We start from the raw sequence: 24197 nt of genomic DNA on the forward strand, positions 1-24197 counted from the left end.
GTTCGGGACGGCGATCCCGGCCGGGCCGACCARCACCTTCACCGTCCCGTCCGCGTCGATGGTGAGCAGCTGCATCCCGCCCGTCCCGTCGGCGTTCACCGCGTCCCGCCAGACGGTCGTGCCGTCGACGGTCATCGTCACGAGCTCGGGCAGCGCGCCGACGCCTTCCACGGGCGTGGTCGACCCGTCGCGCAGATCCAGCCAGGCGGGACGGCTGTCCGCCGAGCTCCGGCTCCCGTCGGCGTACTCGAGGACGAGCGCCCGGGCTTCGCCGGCCCGCCAGTGCAGCAGCGCCAGCCCCGCCGACAGCGGACGGTCGAGGACCCGGTACCTGCCGCCCTGCGGCGAGACGAGGTACACCACGTCGGCCACGTCCGTGCCCTCGCCCGAGACGCCGTCCTGCGGTCCGTAGCTCGGCCGCGACTGGGCGAGAACCCAGCCCGGGGTCGTCGCCTCGAGCAGGCCGTCCGGCAGCGGGGCCATGGGCGGCAGGCCCGGCGACGACGTCATCACGAGCGTCGGCGACGGGGTCGACGACGGCGACGGAGACGGCGACGGTGTGCTCGTCACGGTCGGCGACGGGTGGTGCGCCGGCGGCGGGGGCGACACGTGCTCCACCCCGAACCAGGCGGCGGCGCCGACGACGCCCGCGGCGGCCACGCCGGCCACGGACTCGGCGGTGTGCCGCTGGGCCCGGCGGCGGCGCACGATCCGGCGCAGGCCGGCCGCCCGCAGCTGGTCCATCGGCCCGTCCGTCGACAGCTCCTCGGCCGCCTGCCCCAGCAGGGTCCGCAGGTCAGCGCTCATGACGCACCTCCATCGAGTCGATCAGCCGGACGTCGGCGCGTTCCTGGTGGGTGGTCGTCGTGCCCAGCGCGGCGTCGAGCTTGGCCGTGCCGTCCGACGTGTACCGCTTCACCGCCCCCTCGCTCAGCCCGAGCGCGGCGGCGGTGTCCCGGACCGAGAGGTCCTCGACCTGGCGGAGCACCACGCAGGCCCGCTCGCGCGGGGTCAGCTGCTGCAGCGCCCGCACTACGTCGGCACCCAGCCCGCGTTCCTCGACGACGACCGCGCTCACGGGCCGGCTGCCGAGCCTGGTGAGCGCCGCCCGCTCGCGGTTGCGGCGGCGGGACTCGTCGATCGACCGGGACACGATCGTCCGACGCACGTACTGCTCGGCCTGCCCGATGCTCACGAACTGCGCGCGCCCGGCGAAGGTCGCGATCAGCGCCTCCTGCACGAGGTCCTGCGCGTCGTGCCGCGACCCCACGAGCAGCATCGCGTGACCCACCAGACGCGGGTACCGCTCGCGCACCAGCTGCTCGAGCACCCCTTCCCATCCCGGACTCATGGCGCCTCCCCTGCCATCGACGCCGGCCCCCGGCGGTCACCAAGAAGAACGCTCGGGCCGTCGGGGGTGGTTGGGGTGGATCATCGCGCGGCGACCACCCACGACGACAGGCCCACGGCCCATCCCTCGCCGGGCGGCACCGGTCCCAGCACCACCGGGGTGCCTGCGGCGCCGTGCAGCGTGAGCTCCGTCGGCAGGCTCGTCGCCTCGCAGCCCGGCGTCTCCGCCACGTAGACGGACCCGTCGGCTGCGGCGAGCCCGACGGTGCCCGTGGCGAGCTGCACGGGCGTCCCGTCCGTCAGGTACACGCCCTCGGGGCACGCGTTCGCCGTCGCGAGCCCGGGCGTGAGCGGGACCCCGGCGAACGCCACGACGCCGTCGCTCACGAACGTCCCGGCACCGGCCGACGTGAACGGGTCGCCCTCGACCTGCTGCCGCACGGTCGTCACGGTGCCGTCCAGCCCGGCGCGCACCAGACGCGGGTTCCACTCGAGCGGGCCGCCGCCGCCCGTGAAGTCGAAGCACTGGGCCAGCAGGCCGGTCGCGTCGATCCAGGCCACGGTGCTGCACTGCGCGTTCGGCTGCCCGTACGGGATCGCGGTCCGGGTGCCGTCGACCACGTCGACGACGACCACCTCGTCGGCCGACGCCGTGTCGGTGGCGACCAGCCGGCCGTCGGGGCTCACGCTCGGGCGCGCGGCCGACGACCCGAGCGAAGCGATCGACCGGACGTCCCCCTCGGTGGGGAGCACGTAGGTGTCGGGCGCGGCGGGTCCGTCGACCGGGGTGATCCAGACCTCGGCCCCGCCGGCCGCGGCCGTCACGAAGGTGGCTCCGGCCGGGAGCCGGCGCGGGTCCGGGGTGAGCGTGCCGGTCGCCAGGTCGAGGGTGGCAGGGGCGCCGTCGGTCAGCACCCGCGCGGTCGTCGCGCCGGACTGCCACGAGACCAGCTGCACGGCAGCGGCCGTCGACAGGTCCGCCACCAGGTAGCGCTCGCCCGACGGGGACACGAGCAGCACGTACTGCCCCGCGACCTCACCATCGGCGGAGGACGCCGGGCGGTAGGTGGTGAGCACCCAGCCCGGGGTCGGCGTGCCGAGCAGACCCGTCGGCAGGGGCAGCGCCGACGGCATGCCGGGGGCGGTGATCGGCGACGGGGCAGGGGTCGGCGTGGGGGTCGGTGACGGTGTCACGACCGTGGGCGACGGCGTCTGCGCGGGCGGCGGCGGGTTCTGCGTGCCGCGCGTGCCCAGCCAGCCTGCGGTGACGATGCCCGCGACGGCCGCCACGGCGACGGACGACTCGGCGGAGTGCCGGACGATCCTGCGGTGCCGGACGCGGCGGACGGTCCGGGCGAGGGCCGCGGACGCGGGCGTGATCCCGGCGATCTCACGCTCCTGCGCGTCGAGGGCGTCGGCCATCAGGTCGCTCAGGTCACGCGTCATGGCGCACCTCCGGGGTGGGGACCAGGCGGACGGGCTCGCCGTCGCTGGTCGTGCTCGTCGTACCGAGCAGGGCGTTCAGGGTGCCGACGCCGTCGGCCACGTAGCGCTTCACGGCGCCCTCGCTCAGGCCGAGCAGGGTCGCGGTCTCGCGGACGGACAGGTCGTCGACGTGCCGCAGGACGACGCAGGCGCGCTGGCGGGGACTGAGCCGGGCCAGGGCGGCGCGGAGCTCGTCGGGCAGCCCGCGCGCCGGCGCGTCCCCCGCCACGGGGTCCACGAGCGCCGAGGCCCGCTCGATCGCGGCGTGCTCCACGGCGTCGTGCCGGGTGCGGTCGATGAACCGGGACACGATCGCGCGCCGGACGTACTGCTCGGCCTGCTCGACGGAGCGGAACCGCGCCCGCCCGCCGAACGTCGACACGAGGGCGTCCTGCACCAGGTCCTCGGCATCGGCGCGCGACCGGACCAGCAGCATCGCGCGGGCGACCAGTCGGGCGTAGCGCTCGGCGACGACCTGCTCGAGCATCGGCTCCCAGTGCCCGCTCATCGCGCCTCCTCACGCCGTCCTACCAAGACAACGAGCGTGGGCGCCAGGAGGTTGTGGGTGCAGTGAGTCCCGTGAGCTCGTGTCGTCAGCKCCCGGAGGACCGGGTGGGAGGATGACCCGGTGCAGGTGATCGCCGACCTCAGGGCCTTCTGGCCGCTCCGGGACTTCCGCAAGCTCTTCGCCGTCCGGCTCACGAGCCAGACGGCCGACGGCATGTTCCAGGTCGGGCTGGCCACGCTGTTCTTCTTCTCGCCGGAGAACGCGAGCACGGCGGTGGGGGTCGCGACGGCGTTCGCGGTGCTCCTGCTGCCGTTCACCATCGTCGGGCCGTGGGCCGGGGTGCTGCTCGACCGGTGGCGCCGCCGGCAGGTGCTGTTCGTCGGCAACCTGGTCCGCGTCGCGATCACGCTGCTCATCGCCGTGATCATGGTGACCGACGGCGTCGGTCCGGCCGTGTACGTCCTCGCGCTGGTGAACCTGTCGATCAACCGGTTCCTGCTGTCGGCGCTGAGCGCCTCGCTGCCGCGGACGGTCGACGGCCCGCTGCTGCTCACGGCCAACTCCCTGACCCCGACGCTCGGGGCGGTGGCCGCGGGCGTCGGCGGGCTCGTCGGGTTCGTGCTGGGCCTGGTGCTGCCGGCCGGGCGGGGCAAGGACGCGGMCGCGCTGTTCGTCGCGGCGGCCGTCATGGCGGTCGCGGCCGGCCTGGCCACGCGGCTGGGCAAGGACCGGCTGGGTCCCGACGAGCGCGCCGACGCCCGTCAGATGCGCGCCGAGCTCGGCCTGCTCGCCCACGGCCTGGTCGCCGGGGCCAAGCACCTGATCGCGCGGCGGACCCCCGCGCGGGCTCTCGGGATCATGGCCGCGCACCGGTTCCTGTACGGCGTCACGTTCATCGCCAGCATCCTCATCGCCCGCAACCTGCTGTCCGACCCCGCGGACGCGAGCGCGGGGCTGCGTACGTTCGGCCTGGTCCTGGGGGCGTCGGCGGCGGGGTTCGTGCTGGCCGTCGTGCTCACGCCGGTGTTCTCCCGGCGCACGGGCCCGCACGTGTGGATCGTGCTCTGCCTCCTGCTGGCCGCGGTCAGCCAGCTGCTGCTGGTCGCCTCCGCTGGCCGGACGGCCGTGCTCGTCGCCGCCGGCGCGCTGGGCCTGGCCGCGCAGGGCGCGAAGATCTCGGTCGACACGATCGTGCAGCGGGACACCGACGACGCGTTCCGGGGCCGGGCGTTCGCGCTCTACGACGTCCTCTACAACGCAGCCTTCGTCGGCGCCGCCGCGCTCGGCGCCCTGACCCTGCCGGACACCGGCTACTCCCGCGGGCTGTTCTTCGTCCTCGCGCTCGCGTACGCCGGGTTCGCGGCCCTCTACGGGTCCGCCTCCCGGGGGGTACCGGCGGCGGACGTCGCCGAGGCACGATTGGCCTCGTGAGCAGCGACGACGGGGTGATGGACGACCTCCCGCTGCACGCGGTCCTCAGCAGCGACCTGGCACTGTCCATCTCGGACGCGCGGCAGAGCGATGCCCCCCTCGTCTGGGTCAACGCCGCGTTCACCCGCCTCACCGGCTACCCGGCCGACGAGGTCCTGGGACGCAACTGCCGGTTCCTGCAGGGCGCCGACACCGACCCGCTGGTCGTGGGCCGGATCCGGACCGCCCTGGACAAGGGCCACGCGAGCGCGTCGGTGATCCGCAACTACCGGCGTGACGGCTCGCCGTTCTGGAACCAGGTGGTCATCAGTCCCGTGGTCGACGAGGCCGGGACCGTCACGCACCACATCGGCATCCAGGCCGACGTCACGGACCGGGTGGACGCCGAGCGCGTCCGCAACCTGGAGGTGGACTCGGTCGAGCAGTCGACGGCGCGGCTCGACCTGCTCGCGCGGATCAGCGACGAGATGGCCCGGCACCTCGAGTACGACGACGCCGTCGACGCGCTCGGGGACATGGCGGTGCCCGCGCTGGCGACCTGGGGGTTCGTCGCGGTGACCGACGATCGCGGCCGGTTCACCCGGGTCCACCTCGTCGCGGGCGACCCCGACGACCGCGAGACCGCCCGCGCCCTGGCCAACGAGGACCTCAGCTGGCTCACGCGGGCACCCAAGATCACGGAGGCGCTGACCAGCAGCCCGGGATTCGTCGCGACGCCGTACCAGGTGGACGTGCCGGGCCTCCCGGGGCGCACCACGTCCGTCCAGCTCGACCTCCTGCGCCGGCTCGGGCTCGGCAGCGCGATGATCGTGCCCCTGCGTGCCCGCGACCGGGTGATCGGGGTGCTCTGCCTGGTCGCCGTCGACGGGTTCCGCCCGGACGCGGCCGTCACGGCGGCCCACCTCGGGCGCCGCGCGGGCTTGGCCCTGGACAACGTCCGGCTGTTCCTCGCCGAGCGCAACGCCGCGCTGACCCTCCAGCACAGCCTGCTGCCCGAGATCCCGCACATCGCCGGGCTCGACGTCGCCGCCGCCTACGTCCCCTCGACGCGACGGACCGAGGTCGGTGGCGACTGGTTCGATGTCCTCCCCCTGCCGGACGGCGCGATCGGCCTGGCGGTCGGAGACGTGGTCGGCCACGACCTGCGTGCCGCCGCCGCGATGGGCCAGCTGCGCTCGCTGCTGCGGTCGTATGCGTGGGAAGGGTCCTCACCGGGCCAGGTCCTGGCCCGTGCCGACGAGCTGGTGCGCGGGCTCGACCTCGCGGACATCGCCACCTGCGCCTACCTGCGCTGGGAGTCGTCCGACGCGGGAGCGCACGTCACCTACGCGCGCGCCGGCCACCCGCCGCCCCTGCTCCGGCTGGCGGGCGGCGAGGTGCTCGCGCTCGACGAGGGGCTGTCGACGCCGATCGGGCTGGCCGGACCCGGCGGCGCCGAGGCGAAGATCGACGTCCCCGCGGGCGCCACCCTCGTCCTCTACACCGACGGGCTGGTCGAGCGGCGGGACCGCGGGCTGCGCGAGGGGATCGCCGCCCTCACCGCGGCGCTGTCGGCACTGCCCGACGGTGCCGACTCGACCACCGTGAAGGACCGGCTGGTCGAGGCGTTCGTCGGGCAGCACCAGGAGGACGACGTGTGCCTGCTCGTGGTCAGGCGCGCGCAGCCCACCAGCTGAGCAGCTCCTCGCGCGCGACGTCCGGACCCAGCGGTCCGCGCTCCATCCGCAGCTCCAGCAGGTACCGGTAGGCCTCGCCCACCTCGCGCCCCGGCGCCAGCCCAAGGATCTCCATGATCTGCGTGCCGTCGAGGTCGGGCCGGACCGAGTCGAGCTCCTCCTGCTCCTGCAGGCGCGCGATCCGCTCCTCGAGGTCGTCGTACGCCGCGGACAGCCGGGCCGCCTTGCGCAGGTTCCGCGTGGTGCAGTCGGACCGGGTCAGCCGGTGCAGCCGCTCCAGCAGCGGACCCGCGTCGGTCACGTAGCGCCGGACGGCCGAGTCGGTCCACCCGCCCTCGCCGTACCCGTGGAACCGCAGGTGCAGCTCGGTCAGGCGCGCCACGGCCTGCACGGTCGCCTTGTCGAAGCGCAGCTCCTTCAGGCGCTTGGCGACGAGCTTCGCGCCGACCATCTCGTGGTGGTGGAAGCTGACGCCGCCGCCCTCCTCGAACCGCCGGGTGCGGGGCTTGCCGATGTCGTGCAGCAGCGCCGCCAGCCGCAGCACCAGGTCGGGCCCGGGAACCGCGCCGTCGGGACCGGTCTCCAGCGCGATCGCCCGCTCGAGGACCATCAGCGAGTGCTCGTACACGTCCTTGTGCCGGTGGTGCTCGTCGATCTCCAGGCGCAGCGCGGGCAGCTCGGGCAGCACGTGCTCGGCCAGCCCCGTGTCGACCAGCACCTCGAGGCCCGCGCGCGGCTGCGCCGAGACCAGCAGCTTGCTCAGCTCGTCGCGCACCCGCTCGGCCGACACGATCGCGATGCGGTCGGCCATGTCGACGATCGCCGCGCGCGCCGCTGGGTCGACCGCGAACCCCAGCTGGGCCGCGAACCGGGCGGCGCGCATCATCCGCAGCGGGTCGTCGTCGAACGACTGCCGGGGGGCCACCGGCGTGCGCAGGATCCCGGCGGCGAGGTCCGTCAGGCCGTCGAAGGGGTCGACGAACGTCAGCTCCGGCACGCGGACGGCCATCGAGTTGACGGTGAAGTCGCGGCGGGACAGGTCGCCCTCCAGCGAGTCGCCGAACGCGACCTGCGGCTTGCGGCTCGCGGGGTCGTACTCGTCGGTCCGGTACGTGGTGACCTCGACGACGACGTCCTGCGCCAGCGAGGAGCGGCGGCCGGCGAACCTGCGGGCCCCGATGGTGCCGAACTCCTTGCCGATGTCCCAGTGCGCGTCGCCCCAGCGCGCGAGGATCGCCTCGGTCTGGTCCGGCGACGCCGACGTCGTGAAATCGAGGTCGGCCGACACCCGGCCGAGGAAGGCGTCGCGCACGGGGCCGCCGACGAGTGCGAGCTCGTGGCCCGCCGCGCGGAAGAGCGAGCCCAGCTCGAGGGCGTCGGCGGGCAGAGCCGCGAGCACGCCGAGCGCACGCTTCTGCAGGGCCGCGAGCGCGGCGCCCAGGTCGGGCGTCTCGGGGTCGTCGGACTGATCGAGGGGCGGCACTCGTCCAAGCCTGCCAGACGTCTGCCGCGATGCGGACGGGACCCCGGGTGCCAAGTCGTTACAGTGTCGATATGTCGAGCCCGGCGCACCCACCCGTTCCCGGGGGCGTGCCGTCGCCACCGGGCGGTCATCCGCTGCGCATCGATCCGCGCCACGCGATCGCCCGGGTCCCGGCCGCGCCCCTGCCCGTGGTCGACGAGACCTCGGCCGGCGGCATCGTCGTCAGCCGCCGCGAGGGCGTCGACCACGCCGCGGTCATCGCCCGCCGCAACCGGGCCGGCCGCCTCGAGTGGTGCCTGCCCAAGGGACACCTCGAGGGCGACGAGACGCCCGAGGAGGCCGCGGTCCGGGAGATCGCGGAGGAGACGGGCATCACCGGTCAGGTCCTGCGCCGGCTCGGTGTCATCGACTACTGGTTCAGCGGGGACGACCGCCGCGTGCACAAGGTGGTCCACCACTTCCTGCTCGGCGCCACCGGTGGCTACCTCACCGTCGAGGGCGACCCGGACAGCGAGGCGGAGGACGCCGCGTGGGTCCCGGTCGCGGAGCTGCACGGGATCCTCGCGTACCCGAACGAACGCCGGCTCGCCGAGGCAGCACTCCTCGTGCTCGTCGGCGAGGCATGAGCGCCCRCTCGCTGCGACGCCGGGTGCTGTGCGCGGCCCTGGCCGTCGCGGGTGCGCTCGCGGCCGTCGCCCTGCCGGCCGCCGCGGCCCCGGCCGACCCGGACCTGCCCGTCTCCGTGCAGATCACCGAGGTCACGCCGAGCGTGCTGCGCCCCGGCGAGGACCTGCACGTGCGTGCCGTCCTGCGCAACGACGGCGACACCGAGATCACCGCGCCCACCGCCGCCCTGCGGCTCAGCCGGTTCCGCATCGGCACGCGCGCCGAGGTGGACGCCTGGGCGTCCGCCAGGACCGACGGGCTGAGCCGCACGTCCCGCGTGGCCACGACGCCGGTCGCCGCACCGCTGCTGCCGGGGGCCAGCGTCGGCGTGGAGCTCGTCGTCCCGGCGTCGGACATCCGGCTGCGCGACGGCGCCGACACGTGGGGTCCCCGCGGGCTGGTCGTCGAGGCCCTCGACGGGTCGGACCGCGTCGGGCTGCAGCGCACGTTCCTGCTCTGGCTCACCACCGACGACGTCGCGCAGGCACCCGTGTCCGTCCTGGTCCCGGCGGTGGGCCCCCCGTCCGCCCCGGCGCCCCCGCAGGAGGGCGAGGTCACGGGTGCCGACGAGCAGACCATCGCGGAGCTCGACCGGCTCACGGCCCCCGGTGGGCGGCTGCACGACCTGTCGACGGCGATCGCGACCGACCCGGACATCGGCGTGGCCGTCGACCCCTCCCTCGTCGCCGCGGCCTCCGCGGGCACCCTGCGCACTCGCGCCTGGGCGACGACGCTCACCGAGACCCTGGGTTCGCACGACGTCGCCACCTTGCCCTGGACGGACCCCGACATCGCCGCGGCCGCGCACGCGGGCCACGCCGACCTCGTCCAGCTCGCCGTCGACCGGACCGCGCAGCTGGGCGTCCCGGGCCTCACGACGACGTCGGGCCTGCTCTGGTCGCCGGGCGCCGATCTCCCCGACCAGACGACCGCCGCGGTGACCTCGCAGGCGGGCGCCGACCTGCTCGTGCTGCCGCCCCGCACGGACGTCGACGCCAAGCAGACGCCCGACGCCCGCGGCGAGGTGCACACGACCGTGGGCACGGTGGCGACGCTCGGGCCGGACGCGACGCTGACCCAGCTGTTCGCCACGCCGCAGAAGGTCGAGCCGGGAGCGACGCCGACCACCACGGTCCAGCGGACCCTCGCGGAGCTGGCCGTGATCAGCCAGCAGTCGTCCGACCCGCCCCGCATGCTCATCGCGCCGGGCCGCGCCTGGGTCCCCGAGCAGGCGAACGTGGGTGCCCTGGTCACCGCGATGGCGAACACCCCCTGGGTCCGGCTCGATCCGGTCTCCACGCTCCTCGGCGCCACCAGCGACCCGCCGCGCACGACCCTGCCGACCAGCGCCGTCGATGCCGCCGAGCTGGCGCCCACGAGCGTCGACGCCCTGGCCGACGCCCGCGGGCGCGCGGTCGCCTTCGCCAGCGTGACCAGCGAGCCGGCGATCCTCCTGGACGGCGTGGACACCGAGGTGCTCGCACCGCTCGCGGTCGCCTGGCGCACCAACCCCGCCGGCCGCGACGCGCTGGTGACGACGGCCGTCGCGGACGTCGACGCCCGCACGACGGGGCTGTCGATCGCCCGGGTCAGCGACGTGCGCGTCGTCGCCGCCGACAGCGAGCTGCCGATCATCGTGCGCAACACCCTGACCGTCCCCGCGACCGTCCTGCTGCAGGTCACCCCGCGCAAGCCGTGCCTCGAGGTCGGCGAGCTCGACCCCGTCGACGTCGACGCGCAGAGCGAGGTCAGCGTCCGGATCCCCCTGCACGCGCGCGCCAACTGCTCCGTCGTCGTCGCTGCCCGGCTGACCGCGACCGACGGCCTGTCGGTGTCGCCCACCGTGCGGTTCACCGCGCAGGTCGCACCCACGATCGAGAGCATCGGCACCATCGTCGTCGGCGTCCTGCTCGCGCTCGGCCTGGTGCTCGGGATCGTCCGGACGGTGCGCCGCGGGCAGAGCGCCCGACGCGGCGCCCGCACCGAGTCGGAGTCCGGCGCGCCGACGTCGCTGCCCGTGCTGGGCGGCACACCCGAGGACGAGCAGGAGCCCCGATGAGCGACGACGGGATCCGCCGCGGCGCGGCCCTGATGGCGTCGGGCACGGCCGCCTCGCGTGTGCTCGGCCTGCTGCGCGGCATGGTCCTGGCCACCGCGATCGGCGCCACCGGCCAGGCGGCCGACGCGTTCGCGGTCGCCAACAAGCTGCCGAACGTCCTCTACATGCTGCTCGCGGGCGGCGTGCTCAACGCGATCCTCGTGCCGCAGGTCGTGCGCGCCTACAAGCGCAAGGCGGGCCAGGAGTACGTCGACCGGCTGCTCACGCTCGGCTTCGTGCTGCTGGCCGCGGCGACCCTGGTCCTCACGCTGCTCGCGCCGTGGCTGGTGGGTCTCTACTCGAACTTCGGCAACGCGGCGCAGAACGAGCTGGCGACGACGTTCGCGTACTGGTGCATCCCGCAGCTCTTCTTCTACGGCGCCTACGCCCTGCTCGGGCAGGTGCTCAACGCGCGCGGGTCGTTCGGTCCGTACATGTGGGCGCCGGCGGTCAACAACATCGTCGCCATCGCCGGGTTCGCCGTGTTCATCGTGCTCTTCGGCGGCTGGAAGAGCTCGGGCGTCGTGGACGCCTCGTCGTGGACCACCGGGCAGACCACGCTGCTGGCCGCCGCCGCGACGCTCGGGGTGGTCGCGCAGGCGGCCGTGCTGTTCCCCGCGCTGCGCCGGGCCGGCGTGCACTACCGGCCGCGCTGGGGGCTGCGCGGTTCCGGCCTCAGCGCCGCCGGCGGCGTCGCCACCTGGACGCTCCTGGGCCTGACGGTGGGGCAGCTGGGCTACCTCGTCGTCTCCCGCGTCGCCTCCGCCGCCCCGGCCGCCGCCGTCGCGCAGGGCGCGTCCGCCACCGCCGTCGCCGGCCCTGCCGCGTACGACGTCGCGTTCCTCATCTTCATGCTCCCCCACTCGCTGGTCACGGTCTCCCTCGCGACCGCCCTGTTCACCCGGCTGTCCGGGCAGGCCCACGACAAGGACGTCGCCGGCGTGCGGTCGACGCTCTCCTCGGGGCTGCGCGTGGTCGGTGTGTTCACCGTGTTCGCGACCGTCGCCATCGCGGTGCTGGCCCTCCCCCTCACGCGGGTCGTGCTGGCGACCGCGTCCGCCGGGTCGGCCGACGCCGTCGCGACCGTGGTGCTGACGATGATCATCGGGCTGCCCGCGTTCGGTGCCTGGTCGATGTTCCAGCGCGCGTACTACGCGTACGAGGACGCCCGCTCCATGGTCCCCATCCAGGTAGTGATGGCGGGCGTCGTGGTCGTCGGCGCGGTCCTGTCGCGGGCGGTCCTGGACCCGACGTACTGGGTCGCCGGCGCCGGCGCCGGCATGACCGTCTCCTACCTCGTCGGCGCGTGGATCGCGCAGTGGCGGCTCCGGCGTCGGCTCGGGGGCATCGACGGTACGCGGGTGCTGCGGGTCCTGGCCCGGGCGAGCCTCGTGGCCCTCGTCACCGCCGGCGTGGGGTTCGGCGTCCTCGAGCTGCTCGGGCTCGTCCTGTCCACCGGGTTCGTGGCGTCGGTGATCGAGTGCGCCGTCGTCGGCACCGTGATGGGCCTGGTCTACGTCGGCGGGCTGCGGCTGCTGCGGGTGGACGAGCTCGACAGCCTGCTCCTGCCCGTCCTCCGGCGCATCCGCGGAGGACGCCGCTGATCCCGCACGTCTAGCATGCAGGGTGTCGTGCCGGTGGCAGGGCAGGTGGTCGACACGGAGGTGCTGGTGAGCGAGGTCGTCGGACGAGGCACGGTGCTCGCGGGCCGCTATCGCGTGCTCGCCCCTGTGGAGTCCGACCTCGAGGGCGCCAGCGCCTGGCAGGCCACCGACCAGATCCTCGACCGGCCCGTCCGGGTGCGCATCCTCGAGCACGGAGCGGTCGCGCCCGCCCTCGACGCCGCGCGCCGGGCGGCCCTGGTCACGGACTCCCGGCTCGTGCGCGTGCTGGACGTCGGGACGCACGAGGGCTACGGGTACGTGGTGTCCGAGCAGCTGGTCGGCCCGTCGCTCGCGCGACTGGTGGCCAACGGTCCACTGAACGCCGACCAGGCCCGCGCGGTCGTCGGCGAGGCGGCCTCGGCGCTCGAGGTCGCCCGGCGGCGCGGTGTCCACCACCTCGCCCTGCGGCCGTCCGTGCTCCACGTCAGCCCCGACGGCCGGGTCCTGCTCGGCGGTCTTGCGCTCGACGCCGCGCTGCTCGGCGACTCGGGTGGCGACGCCCGCTCGACCACCCGGGCCGACGCCGTCGGCCTCGTCCGCCTCCTCTACGCGGCCCTCACCGGGCTGTGGCCGGCCGATCCGCGCGCCCCGCAGACGCCCGGCGGCGAGACGCTGCCGCCGGCGCCCGTCGTCGACGGTTCCCCGGTCGCCCCCGCGGACCTGGTCCCCGGTGTGCCCAACGACCTCGACACGCTCTGCGTCGTCACGCTCGGCCCGAACGACGACGGTCCGCACAGCCCTGGTGAGCTGGTCCGCGAGCTCGAGCCGTGGGGGGAGATCCGGGCGTCCGTCAGCGACGTCGCGCCCGTGGGCGGAGCAGTCGCGGCCGCGCAGTTCCCGCCCACCGGCGCCGCCGCGCCCGGCGGCGGTGTCCCCGTTCCCGACGAGGACGACCCCCAGGACCCGAGGCCCGTCGTCGTGCAGCGGCAGTCCGTGCGAGCGGCGTTCCAGCAGCAGGACCCCCACGGCGCGAACCGGCCCGGCACGCCCCCGCCGGCCACCCCCGCCCGCGCCGGCTCCCTCGGTGCCACCGCGGCCRCCGCCGACACGGTCACTCCGTCGACGGGCATGCCCGTCCCGCCACCGCCCGGCCCGCCCGGCCCGCCTGCCTCGGTTCCGCCCGAACCCCCGGTCGCGGCCACCATCCCGCTGGCGGCCGCCCTCGCGTCACCGCCCGTGCCGCCCGTGCCGCCCACGGCGCCGCTGCCCGCACCCCCGGCGCCGGAGCCACCGGTGCTCCCCACGGTGATCCGTCGCCCCGTCGCGCAGACCACCGGGTCCGGCAACCCGCCCTCGGTGCCCCCCGCGACGCCCCCGCCGGTCGCGCCCGCACCCGTGCCACCGCCGCCGCAGCCCACCTCCACGTTCGACTTCGGCGACGTCATCGGCGCGGAGGAGGCCGAACGACCCACCAGGCTCCGGTTCGACCCGACGGCGCTGGTGCTGATCATCGTCGCGATCGTCGTGATCATCGGCGTCGTCCTCGCGTTCAAGGCCCTGTTCTCGTCCGTCGACAGCACGGGATCGCCTGACCACTCGGCGTCGCAGAGCGCCGCGGCCCCCTCCGCCTCCGCCGCACCGTCCGACGCCTCCGCCGCGCCCTCGGCACCCGCCGCACCGGCCGGCGGCCCTCCCGTCATCGCGTCGGCGACCACCATCGACCCGTCCGACGGCGACGGCGAGCACCAGGAGGACGTCGCCAAGGCGTTCGACGGCGACCCGTCGACGTTCTGGTACACCCAGACGTACAAGCGTGCCGACTTCGCCGGCTTCAAGCCCGCCGTCGGCTACGCGATCACGCTCACCGCCAAGACGACGGTCACCACGGTGACGCTGCACTCCAACAGCACGGGCGGCAACGTCGAGATCCGCGCCACCGACGCGGCAGCCCCGACCACCGGTGCGGTGCTGGCGTCCGGACCGTTCGGTGCCGACTCCGTCTTCACGCTGAACCCGGCCACCGAGACGCAGTCCCTGGTGCTGTGGATCACCGAGCTGCCCACGATGCCCGACGGGTCGTTCCGGCTCGAGCTCACGGAGATCTCGCTCTCCTGAGGCGCTGCGACGCGGGTTCCGGAACAGATCCCGCCTAGGATCGGTTGATCCCGTCAGCCCCCGCCGGAACGTCTCCGGCGCGCCGAACCGCAAGGAAGTCGCCGTGACCGAGCAGTCCACCACCATCCGCGATCTCGTCATCGTCGGCTCGGGCCCGGCCGGCTACACCGCCGCGATCTACGCGGCCCGCGCGGGCCTGGCCCCCCTGGTGATCGCCGGSTCSGTGACCGCCGGCGGCGCSCTGATGAACACCACCGAGGTGGAGAACTTCCCGGGCTTCCCCGACGGCRTCCAGGGCCCCGAGCTGATGGAGGGCCTGCAGAAGCAGGCCGAGAAGTTCGGTGCCGAGGTGCTGTGGGACGACGCCTCCTCGCTCGACCTCACCGGCGAGATCAAGACCATCGAGACCCTCGGCGGCGAGACCTTCCAGGCCCGGTCCGTCATCCTGGCCACCGGGTCCGCCTACCGTGAGCTCGGGCTCGACGACGAGAAGCGCATGTCGGGCCGCGGCGTCTCGTGGTGCGCCACCTGCGACGGCTTCTTCTTCCGCGACCAGGAGATCATCGTGGTCGGCGGCGGCGACTCCGCCGTCGAGGAGGCCACCTTCCTCACGCGGTTCGGCAAGCGCGTCACGCTCGTGCACCGCCGCGACCACCTGCGCGCCTCCAAGATCATGGCCGACCGCGCCGCCAACGACCCGAAGATCGAGTTCGCCTGGAACAGCGAGGTCGTCGCGATCCACGGCGACGCCAAGGTCAGCGGCGTGACCCTGCGCGACACCGTGACCGGCGAGACCCGCGAGCACCCGGCCACCGGCGTGTTCGTCGCCATCGGCCACGTCCCGCGTTCCGAGCTGGTCAAGGGCCAGATCGACCTGGACGACGAGGGCTACRTGCAGGTGATCGGTCGCACGACGGCCACCAACCTGACCGGTGTCTTCGCGTGCGGCGACCTGGTCGACCACACGTACCGCCAGGCGATCACCGCCGCCGGCTCCGGCTGCGCGGCGGCCCTGGACGCCCAGAACTTCCTGGCGTCGCTCGGCGACGCCGTCCACCAGGTCGAGGAGCACTGATGAGCGGCACCACCCCCGTCACCGACGCCACGTTCCAGGCCGACGTCCTGGAGTCGGACATCCCGGTCGTCGTCTACTTCTGGGCGCCCTGGTGCGGGCCGTGCCGGATGGTCGGTCCGGTGCTCGAGGAGGTCGCCACCCAGTACGAGGGTCGCGTCACGGTGCTGAAGATCAACTCCGACGAGAACCCCGGCACCGTCGGCGACTACGGCATCGTCTCGATCCCGACCCTCAACTTCTTCTCGGGCGGTGAGCTGGTGAAGTCCGTCATCGGCGCGCGGCCCAAGACGATGATCACCGAGGAGATCGAGGGCGTGCTCGCCGCCGTCTGACCTCTCGCCGCCGTCCCCGTGTCGCTGGGACGCTGCGCGGACCATCGCCCCTCGCGTGCGAAACTCGGGTGCATGACAGCGCACCCTGTTCCCGACGGCGAGACGTCGGGCCCCCCCACGTCCTCCGCCGCCGGCACCGGGACCCGTCTCGACCGCTGGCTCGGCTCCTACGCCGAACGCACGCACGGCATGCGCTCCAGCGAGATCCGGGCGCTGTTCGCCGTCGCCAACCGCCCCGAGGTCGTCTCGCTCGCCGGTGGCATGCCGTTCCTCGAGGGGCTGCCGCTCGACATCCTCGGCGACCTCGCCCAGCGCGTCGTCGCCACCCGCGGCCTCCAGGCGCTCCAGTACGGGTCGGGCCAGGGCGACGAGACGCTGCGCGAGCAGATCCTCGACGTGATGGCACTCGAGGGCATCGATGCGCACCCCGACGACGTCGTCGTCACGACGGGCTCGCAGCAGGCGCTCGACCTGGTCACGCGCATCTTCGTCGACCCGGGTGACGTCGTCGTCGCGGAGGCACCGTCCTACGTCGGTGCCCTCGGCGTGTTCCGTGCCTACCAGGCCGACGTCGTGCACGTGCCCATCGACGCCGACGGGCTCATCCCCGCGGCGCTCGAGCAGACCCTCGCGTCGCTCGCCGCCGAGGGCCGCCGRGTCAAGCTGCTCTACACGGTGCCCAACTTCCACAACCCGGCCGGTGTCTCGCTCTCCGTCGCCCGACGCCCCGAGATCCTGGCGATCGCGCAGCGCTACGGCGTGCTCGTCCTGGAGGACAACCCCTACGGCCTGCTCGGCTTCTCCGGCGAGCCGCGCCCCGCGATGCGCTCGCTCGACGACGACGGCGTGCTCTACCTCGGCTCGTTCTCCAAGACCTTCGCCCCCGGCTACCGGGTCGGCTGGGTGGTCGCCCCCCACGCCGTTCGCGAGAAGCTGGTCCTCGCCAGCGAGTCCGCGATCCTGTGCCCGTCCAACGCCTCGCAGATCGCGATTTCGACCTACCTGGCCACGTGCGACTGGCAGGGCCAGATCAAGTCCTACCGCGAGCAGTACCGCGAGCGTCGCGACGCGATGATCTCCGCGCTGACCGAGCACCTCCCCGACGCCTCCTGGAACGTGCCGGATGGCGGCTTCTACACCTGGGTGCAGCTCCCCGACGGGCTCGACGCCAAGGACATGCTGCCGCGTGCCGTCACCGCCCGGGTCGCCTACGTCCCCGGCACCGCCTTCTACTTCGACGGCTCCGGCGCCGACCACATGCGGCTCTCGTTCTGCTACCCCACGCCCGATCGGATCCGTGAGGGCGTACGTCGCCTCGCCGGTGTCGTCGCCGGCGAGCGGGAGCTCGTCGAGCTCTTCGGCACCACCGGGTCCGCCGGCGCCCAGGACGTCCAGTCACCCGCGCCCGATGCCGTCTGACCTGCACGTTCGTCGGTTTCCTCGCCTCGTGATCACGCCGGACGGCCGCTCGATCTCGTCGGCTCGTCGTGGTGCGGATCGTTCGTCGCGCGTCCCCCGTTCGCCGCTCGTCCACCGTTCGTCGTGGGTTCGCCCCTCGTCGCTCGTCCGCCGCTCGTTGTTGGTTCGCCGCTCGTCGCGCGGTCGCCCGTCGTCGTTGGTTCGCCCCGTGTCGCTTCCTCGTCCTGCGCCGTCCGTCCGTCCTGCCATCGGAGTCGTCCAGCCGTGACCACCACACCGTCGCCCCGCGTCGTCGTCCTGGCCGGGGGCCTCTCCCACGAGCGCGACGTCTCCCTGCGCTCCGGTCGGCGGGTCGCCGACGCGCTGCGCTCCGTCGGTGTCGATGTCTCGGTCCACGACGTCGACGCCGACCTCGTGCCCGCGCTGCTCCAGCTGCAGCCCGACGTCGTCTGGCCGCTCCTGCACGGCACCAGCGGCGAGGACGGCTCGGTCCGCGACGTCGTGCAGATGCTCGGCCTGCGGCTCCTGGGCACGGGTCCGCGAGAGAGCCGGATCGCGTGGAGCAAGCCCATCGCCAAGACCGTCGCGGCGCGGGCGGGCCTCTCTACCCCCGACTTTGTCACCTTGCCGCAGTCGCTCTTCCGCGAGCTGGGCGCCCGTCAGGTGCTCGACTCGATCGTCCGCCGGCTCGGGCTGCCGGTCGTCGTCAAGCCCTCCCGGGGAGGGTCGGCGCTCGGGGTCACCCTCGTGACCACCCCCGAGGCGCTGCCGCAGGCGATGGTCGACTGCTTCGCCTACAGCGACACGGCCCTCGTCGAGCGCGCGGTCATCGGGACCGAGGTGGCCGTGAGCGTCGTCGACACCGGCGACGGCCCCGTCGCACTCCCCGCCGTGGAGATCGTCACGGACGGACCCTACGACTTCGACGCCCGCTACAACCCCGGCCGCACGGAATACTTCGCCCCGGCCCGCCTGTCTCCGGACCTCACCGAACGGGTCGGCCAGGTCGCGGTCGCCGCGCACGTGGCCCTCGGCCTCGACGGCCTCTCCCGCACCGATCTCATCATCGACGGCAACGGAACGGTCTGGTTCCTCGAGGTCAACGTGGCGCCGGGCATGACCGAGACGTCCCTGCTCCCGCAGGCAGCCGAGGCCGCGGGACTACCGCTCGGGCAGCTCTATCGCGATCTCGTGATGGCCGCGCTGACACGCTGACCTGCCGATATGGGTCGGTTCGGCCTGATTTGTACGTTCGAACCACGGTACGACGTACGAGATCGCCGATGGATCAGCCCTTGAGCAGGCCCGGGTCCTCCGGTGCGAGGCTGGCCAGGATCCGGTTGAGGTCCTGCACGGACGCGAACTCGACCGTCAGCCGACCTCGCGACTTCCCGAGGGAGACCTTGACCCGGGTGTCGAACCGGTCCGACAGCCGCGCCGCGAGGTGGTCGAGTGCCTCGTTCTTGACCCCGGCACGCGGAGCCGCACGGCGCACGGCCGGCTCACCGTCGCCGCCGAGCGACACGATCTCCTCGACCGCACGGACCGACAGACCCTCGGCGACGATCCGCTGCGCGAGACGCTCGATCGCCGCACCGTCGTTCAGCCCCAGCAGCGCACGGGCGTGACCGGCCGACAGCACGCCCGCGGCCACCCGCCGCTGCACCAGCGGCGGCAGCTTGAGCAGGCGAAGCGTGTTGGWGATCTGCGGACGCGACCGCTGGATGCGGGTGGCCAGCTGCTCGTGGGTGCAGCCGAAGTCATCGAGCAGCTGCTGGTAGGCGGCTGCCTCCTCGAGCGGGTTCAGCTCGGACCGGTGGAGGTTCTCCAGCAGCGCGTCGCGCAGCAGGTCGCCGTCCTCGGTGTCCCGGATGATCGCGGGGATCGTCGCCAGGCCGGCGGCCTGGGTGGCGCGCCAGCGGCGCTCGCCCATGATCAGCTCGTAGCCGTCGCCGGCGTCCCGGACGACGATCGGCTGGAGCACGCCGACCTCGCGGATCGAGCCGACCAGCTCGTCGAGGGCATCCTCGTCGAACACCGTGCGAGGCTGCTTCGGGTTCGGCCTGATCGAGCCGACCGGCAGCTCCGCGAACCGGGCACCCGGCACCGGCACGAGGCCATCGGCCCCAGCCGCGTCGGCGGCTCCGGGGACGGACTGCGGCTCGACGACCGGCTCGGTCGCCTGCGGCGTGGCGTCGTTCGCGCTCGGCGCGTTGGTCGTCACGGTGCCATCGACGAAGGAAGCGTCGGCCTCGACCGGCGGGTCCTCTGTCAGGACTGCCGTGGCGGTCGCCCCCTGCGCGGCGGCCGCATCGCCGTTGTCACGCTTGGGGTCCGGGAAGAACACGTCGACCGGCCTCTCGGCTCCCGTCGGGCGCTGGCCGTCGAGGCCCGTCGGGATGAGGGCTCCGAGGCCCCGGCCCAAGCCGCGTCGCTTCTCGCTCACTGTTCCTCCTGAAGCACGACCGAAGCCGGCTGGTGTTCGTGGTGGTTCTGCTGTGCGGGCACGTCGGTCGACTGCCCATTCGTGTGTGGCGCCTGCGCGGCGCCGTCGACGACTCCCGCCGCCCCTCGCTCCGCGACCTCTCGGGAAGCCTCGAGGTAGGCGAGCGCACCGGACGAGCCCGGGTCGTACGTCATCACCGTCTGGCCGTAGCTCGGCGCCTCGGAGATCCGCACCGAGCGCGGCACCGTCGTGCGAAGCGTCCGCTCAGGGAAGTGCGTCCTGACCTCGGTCGCCACCTGCTGCGCGAGGTTCGTCCTCGCGTCGTACATGGTCAGCAGGATCGTCGAGACGTGGAGCTGCGGGTTCAGGTGCGCCTGGATCAGCTGGATGGTCTTCAGCAGCTGGCTGAGGCCCTCGAGCGCGTAGTACTCGCACTGGATCGGGATGAGCACCTCGCGTGCGACCACGAACGCGTTGACCGTCAGCAGCCCGAGGCTCGGAGGGCAGTCGACGAACACGTAGTCGATGCGCTCCTGCCCGTTGGCTACCCGCCACTCGAGGTACGCGTCGAGAGCGTTCCGCAGCCGGGTCTCGCGGGCCACCATCGACACCAGCTCGATCTCGGCGCCGGACAGGTCGATGGTGGCGGGCAGGCACCACAGGTTCGGGACGTCGGGGCTCTCCTGCACGGCCTCCGCGATCGGAGCTCCATCGACCAGCACCTCGTAGATCGACGGCGTGCCGGCGCGGTGCTCGATCCCCAGCGCGGTGGACGCATTCCCCTGCGGGTCGTTGTCCAGGACGAGGACGTTCAGGCCCGACTGCGCGAGCGCAGCGGCGAGGTTGACCGTGGTCGTCGTCTTGCCGACGCCGCCCTTCTGGTTCGCCACCGTGATGACGCGAGTCTGCGGCGGCCGCGGGAACCGTCGACCGCGGAGCTCGATCCGACGCCGAGCGTCCTGCTTGAGCTCGGCCATCAGCGGCGTGTCGTCGGTGACTGCAGGGAGGCTCTCCACCAACGCCGCACGCCGACTCTCGTCGGGGTCGAGCTCGTGCCGCGGTGTCATGGGCGGAATGGTGTCACGGTCGAACGCCTCCTCGGCGCCATCGACGGTGTTGTCGCCCAACGCGTCGGTCTCCGCACCGCTCGCCGAGACGTCGTCGGTGCCGGCCGGCGTGACGAACGCCTCCCCCTCGCCGGGACGTGTGACTGATTCCGGTGCGCTCTCCGCCGCGGTGTGCTGTGCCCGCTGGTCCCAGGCGGACGCCGTGCTCCCGGAGATGGCCTGCGTGGGCTGGCTGTCGTGAAGGCTCTCTGTTTCACGTGAAACAGCCGTCTCCGATGCAGGTCTTTCGACAGCCCCAGTGCCGCTGGCTTCGACGGCGTCCGCGGCGGACGAGCCCTCAAGGCTCTCGGAAGCACCCCGGTCGAGGGCACTCGCGTCGGGCGCTGGCTGCTGGTCGGACGGGTGAGGCACGGACCCTGGCTCGAACACTCTCGGGAGGACCCCGGCGGGCTGCTCCGCGCGGTGCGTGTCGGCGGGTTCGGCACTCCTCGAGTCGTCCGGCTCGCCGTTCTGCGCGTCGACCGGCGCGGTGCCCCGCTCGCTGACCTGCAGATCTGCGGAGTCGTGCGCCTCGTCGGCACTCTCGACGCCACCGCTACTTCCGGCCCCACCGGCACTCTGGACGCCACCGGCACTTCCGGCCCCACCGACACGCTGGACCTCACCGGCACTTCCGGCCCCACCGGCACTTTCTGGTGCACGGGCACTCTCACTCACGGCCGCCGCTCGCTCGCCGTTGCTCTGCTCGACCGCGGGGTCCGGCGCCCATGCCGGGATGCCGTTCGCCGCAGGGCCAGCGGACGCGAGCTCTGCCGGAGCAACGTCGTCGGTCGTCGGGTCGTCCTCGTGACGCCTCTTCTTCCTACCGAACACCAGGAACTGCCTCCCGAACGACTCGAACAACCCTCGTCACGTCGACCCCTTCGATCGTGGGCGCGTCCTGCACAGAGGCGATCCCCGCGCCGAGCTTGCGACCCACGTGCTTCGCCGCCTCGATCTCCTCCTCTGCTCGCCCACCCTTGAGGGCGACGAGCGACCCACCGGCACGCAGGAGCGGGAGCGCCCACCGATAGAGCTTGTCGAGGGACGCCACCGCCCGAACCGTCACGGCGTCACCGGTGAGCCGTCCGTGCTCGTCCTGCGCACGGCCACGCAGCACGACCACATTGCCGAGCCCGAGCGACTCGGCGACCTCGCTCAACCAGTCGGTCCGGCGCTCCATCGGCTCGAGCAGCACGACCTCAGCCTCAGGGAGCATCGCGGCCACCACGATGCCGGGCAACCCAGCGCCACTGCCGAGATCGATGATTCGCCCCGAGGTTGGCAGGAACGGCACCACGGCCGCGGAGTTGAGGATGTGCCGCTCCCAGAGCCGAGAGAACTCCCTCGGCCCGACCAAGCCACGCAGCTCGCCTTCCTTGACGAGCAGGTCGTGAAAGCCGAGAACCTGTGGCCAGGCCCGCCCGAAGAAGGGCTGCAGCCTGGAGTCTCCGTCCAGGGGGTCGGCTCCGTCGACGTCCGTCGACCGAGCTTCCGTCACCGTCAGATCCCCTTGGTTTCACGTGAAACAAGCTGTCGTAGGTGCCGCCGAGATCCGTCGATCACATGGATCGCGAACGTTCGGACCCCTTGGCGCCGCCCTACCGTACCGTGCGCGGACGCCCTCTCTCCCGCCACCGCGCCCGGATGTGGACGGTGCGGATCCCGGAGGTCGACATGGGCCGCAGAACTCGCGTGCGCGCTCACAGAGAGCCGGTCCTGGCGGCGCTCACAACTCGCCATGAGGGTCGGTGACCATCAGCGGCTCACCATCCTGGGCGGGCGCCCTGGGGCGCTTGCCGACACCCTGGGGGACGTGTCGACAGCGCCGCTCCTTGCACTAGGTGTCTCGGCTCCGGGGGTGAATGCAGCCACCATGAGGACAAGCCGAGAGTTGCGGACCAAGACTTCAGGCCGTGCCCTCGCTCCCTCGCCGTCCGCAACCCCGTCAGTGTCCCGGCCATCGCATTGTGGGGCCGGCCAGGGCGAGCTCGCTCAGGTCACCGAGGTCCGCTGCCGCCCTAGCTGCTCCAGGCGCCCACGGCCCGCCGTTGGGAGTCGCCCTGGCGTGCCGTGCGCGGGGCGAGTGGCGAGCACGACCCGCCGCTGCCAGTCCCAGTGGCGGGCCATGCGCAGGGCGAGGCGCGAGGGGCGAGCGGCGAGGCGCGAGCGGCGAGCGGCGAGCGGCGAGGGGCGAGCGGCGAGGCGCGAGCGGCGAGGGGCGAGGGGCGAGCGGCGAGCACGCCGTGCCGCTGCCAGTCTCCGGGACGGGCCAGGCGAAGGGCGAGCGGCGAGCACGCCTGCCGCTGGAATTCCCACAGACGGGCCTCCGGGTCCTTGGCGCGCGCCTTCGACACTTTGGGACGGCCGCAGTGCCTTCCGAGCGCCGGATGCACTACCAGCTCCCGAGCGGCCTGCTGAGTGGTCCGGGCGGCGGCAGGCGCATCGCAATGTCCAACTCCTGTCGCCCGTCGCACCTTCGCGCTGATGCGACACGGCGCCCCGGCGAACCAGGGCGCACGTTCGCAGCGGCTGCGTGGGGCGCCACACGCGAGCGGCATCGGCGTCGGCATCCAATCCGCGCCCACTCTCTGCACTCCACCTCGGGCCTCAGTCACGCGTGTTTCACGTGAAACAGGTTGCCTCGACGTCGCCCGTGGTCTGCGCGAGCGGCGCTACCCCAGCCATCCTGCGATCAAGGGTCGTCCGGCCGTTGTTTCACGTGAAACAGCCAGGGGATCCGGGCCTTCCCCCACTCCGGTCATCTCATGCCACGCCTCGACGAGTCAGCCCGTCGCCCTCGCCCGACCGACCCCCGACCCGATGCCCTGCCCCCTTGTCCCCTCATCCCATCGCGCACCCAGCGGACGAGTCGCACAGGTCCGCGAGCGGATCGCAGGTCGGCGCCCCCCTTCGAGGAGACCTGACGCAGCACGAACCGAGCGCCCCGGCGGCGGCGGTGCGCTGAAGCCGCGAGTCGTCGGACCGACCGCGAGTGACGACGCGACCACAGTTCGGGTCGGCCCGAGTCGACCCGGCTATGGGCTGTTTCACGTGAAACACGTCACGGCCATCCCCGTGAAGGGTTCGTACCCGTTTCGACGTTTCACGTGAAACGACGTCCCGCCTCGGGGCTGTCCGTGGGCACGACGGACATCAGTCATCGATAGACGCCGTCACGCGCGCCGACAATCGCGCTCCACGGGCGGACGCCGACTCGAGGGTCCAGCCCGATCCAAGCTAGACACGCGACGTCCCGGCAATCCCGACGGCTCGGCCCTTGTGACGGGCTCGCGAGACCACAGCCAACCGCCCATCGATGTGAGAGGTGGCAGAACGGGCCGGCCAACGATCGCGTGCGTGTAGGCCGACCTGCAGTGAGCGAGCCGCTGCACCGACACGG

General features: G+C 73.4%; 18 protein-coding genes. 10 read left to right on the forward strand and 8 right to left on the reverse strand.

What is annotated here, in order from left to right; translation table 11 throughout:
- The 4 genes from ACXJKG_RS07825 to ACXJKG_RS07840 all read right to left on the reverse strand — a co-directional run.
- Positions 1-807 (reverse strand): hypothetical protein (locus ACXJKG_RS07825; RefSeq protein WP_456845190.1); only part of this gene is annotated, 807 nt, incomplete at its 3' end.
- Positions 797-1351: an RNA polymerase sigma factor gene (locus tag ACXJKG_RS07830; protein WP_456845191.1), complete on the reverse strand. Its 555-nt coding sequence runs from the start codon at positions 1349-1351 to the stop codon at positions 797-799. The genes ACXJKG_RS07830 and ACXJKG_RS07825, both read right to left, overlap by 11 nt.
- 80 nt (positions 1352-1431) lie before the next feature.
- Positions 1432-2796, reverse strand: a complete 1365-nt coding sequence (locus tag ACXJKG_RS07835; RefSeq protein WP_456845192.1) for a hypothetical protein — start codon at positions 2794-2796, stop codon at positions 1432-1434.
- On the reverse strand, positions 2786-3343 hold the full coding sequence (locus tag ACXJKG_RS07840) for a sigma-70 family RNA polymerase sigma factor (protein WP_456845193.1): 558 nt from the start codon (positions 3341-3343) through the stop codon (positions 2786-2788). Before ACXJKG_RS07840 ends, ACXJKG_RS07835 begins: the two co-directional genes overlap by 11 nt.
- A gap of 120 nt (positions 3344-3463) precedes the next feature.
- Here ACXJKG_RS07840 and ACXJKG_RS07845 point away from each other — a divergent pair, with 120 nt between their 5' ends.
- Positions 3464-4774, forward strand: a complete 1311-nt coding sequence (locus tag ACXJKG_RS07845) for an MFS transporter (RefSeq protein ID WP_456845194.1) — start codon at positions 3464-3466, stop codon at positions 4772-4774.
- Complete coding sequence (locus ACXJKG_RS07850) at positions 4771-6450, forward strand: SpoIIE family protein phosphatase (protein WP_456845195.1); 1680 nt, start codon at positions 4771-4773, stop codon at positions 6448-6450. The genes ACXJKG_RS07845 and ACXJKG_RS07850 overlap by 4 nt, the downstream gene beginning before the upstream one ends.
- Here the strand turns inward: ACXJKG_RS07850 and ACXJKG_RS07855 are convergent.
- Positions 6425-7933: a CCA tRNA nucleotidyltransferase gene (locus ACXJKG_RS07855; RefSeq protein ID WP_456845196.1), complete on the reverse strand. Its 1509-nt coding sequence runs from the start codon at positions 7931-7933 to the stop codon at positions 6425-6427. The two genes, ACXJKG_RS07850 and ACXJKG_RS07855, sit on opposite strands and share 26 nt — an antisense overlap.
- Positions 7934-8004: 71 nt before the next feature.
- Between ACXJKG_RS07855 and ACXJKG_RS07860 the strand changes: the two genes are divergently transcribed.
- The 8 genes from ACXJKG_RS07860 to ACXJKG_RS07895 all read left to right on the forward strand — a co-directional run bounded on the left by ACXJKG_RS07860 (position 8005) and on the right by ACXJKG_RS07895 (position 18457).
- Positions 8005-8559 (forward strand): NUDIX hydrolase, encoded by a 555-nt coding sequence (locus tag ACXJKG_RS07860; protein ID WP_456845197.1) that lies wholly within the window; start codon positions 8005-8007, stop codon positions 8557-8559.
- Positions 8556-10658 carry a DUF6049 family protein gene (locus tag ACXJKG_RS07865; RefSeq protein ID WP_456845198.1) on the forward strand — a complete coding sequence of 701 codons (2103 nt, stop codon included), beginning with the start codon at positions 8556-8558 and terminating at the stop codon, positions 10656-10658. Before ACXJKG_RS07860 ends, ACXJKG_RS07865 begins: the two co-directional genes overlap by 4 nt.
- Positions 10655-12301, forward strand: coding sequence for a murein biosynthesis integral membrane protein MurJ (gene murJ, locus ACXJKG_RS07870; protein ID WP_456845199.1), 1647 nt, complete (start codon positions 10655-10657; stop codon positions 12299-12301). Before ACXJKG_RS07865 ends, murJ begins: the two co-directional genes overlap by 4 nt.
- Before the next feature lie 33 nt (positions 12302-12334).
- Positions 12335-14416: a protein kinase family protein gene (locus ACXJKG_RS07875; protein WP_456845200.1), complete on the forward strand. Its 2082-nt coding sequence runs from the start codon at positions 12335-12337 to the stop codon at positions 14414-14416.
- A gap of 103 nt (positions 14417-14519) precedes the next feature.
- On the forward strand, positions 14520-15491 hold the full coding sequence (gene trxB / locus ACXJKG_RS07880) for a thioredoxin-disulfide reductase (RefSeq protein WP_456845201.1): 972 nt from the start codon (positions 14520-14522) through the stop codon (positions 15489-15491).
- A complete protein-coding gene (trxA, locus tag ACXJKG_RS07885) occupies positions 15491-15823 on the forward strand; it encodes a thioredoxin (RefSeq protein ID WP_456845202.1) in 333 nt (110 codons plus the stop codon). The genes trxB and trxA overlap by 1 nt, the downstream gene beginning before the upstream one ends.
- Positions 15824-15895: 72 nt before the next feature.
- Positions 15896-17242 (forward strand): aminotransferase-like domain-containing protein, encoded by a 1347-nt coding sequence (locus ACXJKG_RS07890; RefSeq protein WP_456845203.1) that lies wholly within the window; start codon positions 15896-15898, stop codon positions 17240-17242.
- A 264-nt stretch (positions 17243-17506) separates the two neighbouring features.
- Complete coding sequence (locus tag ACXJKG_RS07895) at positions 17507-18457, forward strand: D-alanine--D-alanine ligase family protein (RefSeq protein WP_456845204.1); 951 nt, start codon at positions 17507-17509, stop codon at positions 18455-18457.
- A 73-nt stretch (positions 18458-18530) separates the two neighbouring features.
- On the opposite strand, the gene ACXJKG_RS07900 is transcribed toward ACXJKG_RS07895, so the two are convergent.
- The 3 genes from ACXJKG_RS07900 to rsmG form a co-directional block, all read right to left on the reverse strand.
- Complete coding sequence (locus ACXJKG_RS07900; RefSeq protein ID WP_456845205.1) at positions 18531-19688, reverse strand: ParB/RepB/Spo0J family partition protein; 1158 nt, start codon at positions 19686-19688, stop codon at positions 18531-18533.
- Positions 19685-20755, reverse strand: coding sequence for a ParA family protein (locus ACXJKG_RS07905; protein WP_456845206.1), 1071 nt, complete (start codon positions 20753-20755; stop codon positions 19685-19687). Before ACXJKG_RS07905 ends, ACXJKG_RS07900 begins: the two co-directional genes overlap by 4 nt.
- 862 nt (positions 20756-21617) lie before the next feature.
- Complete coding sequence (rsmG, locus tag ACXJKG_RS07910) at positions 21618-22295, reverse strand: 16S rRNA (guanine(527)-N(7))-methyltransferase RsmG (protein WP_456845207.1); 678 nt, start codon at positions 22293-22295, stop codon at positions 21618-21620.
- Positions 22296-24197 lie beyond the last annotated feature (1902 nt).

The organism is Cellulomonas sp. P5_C6, assembly GCF_054049635.1.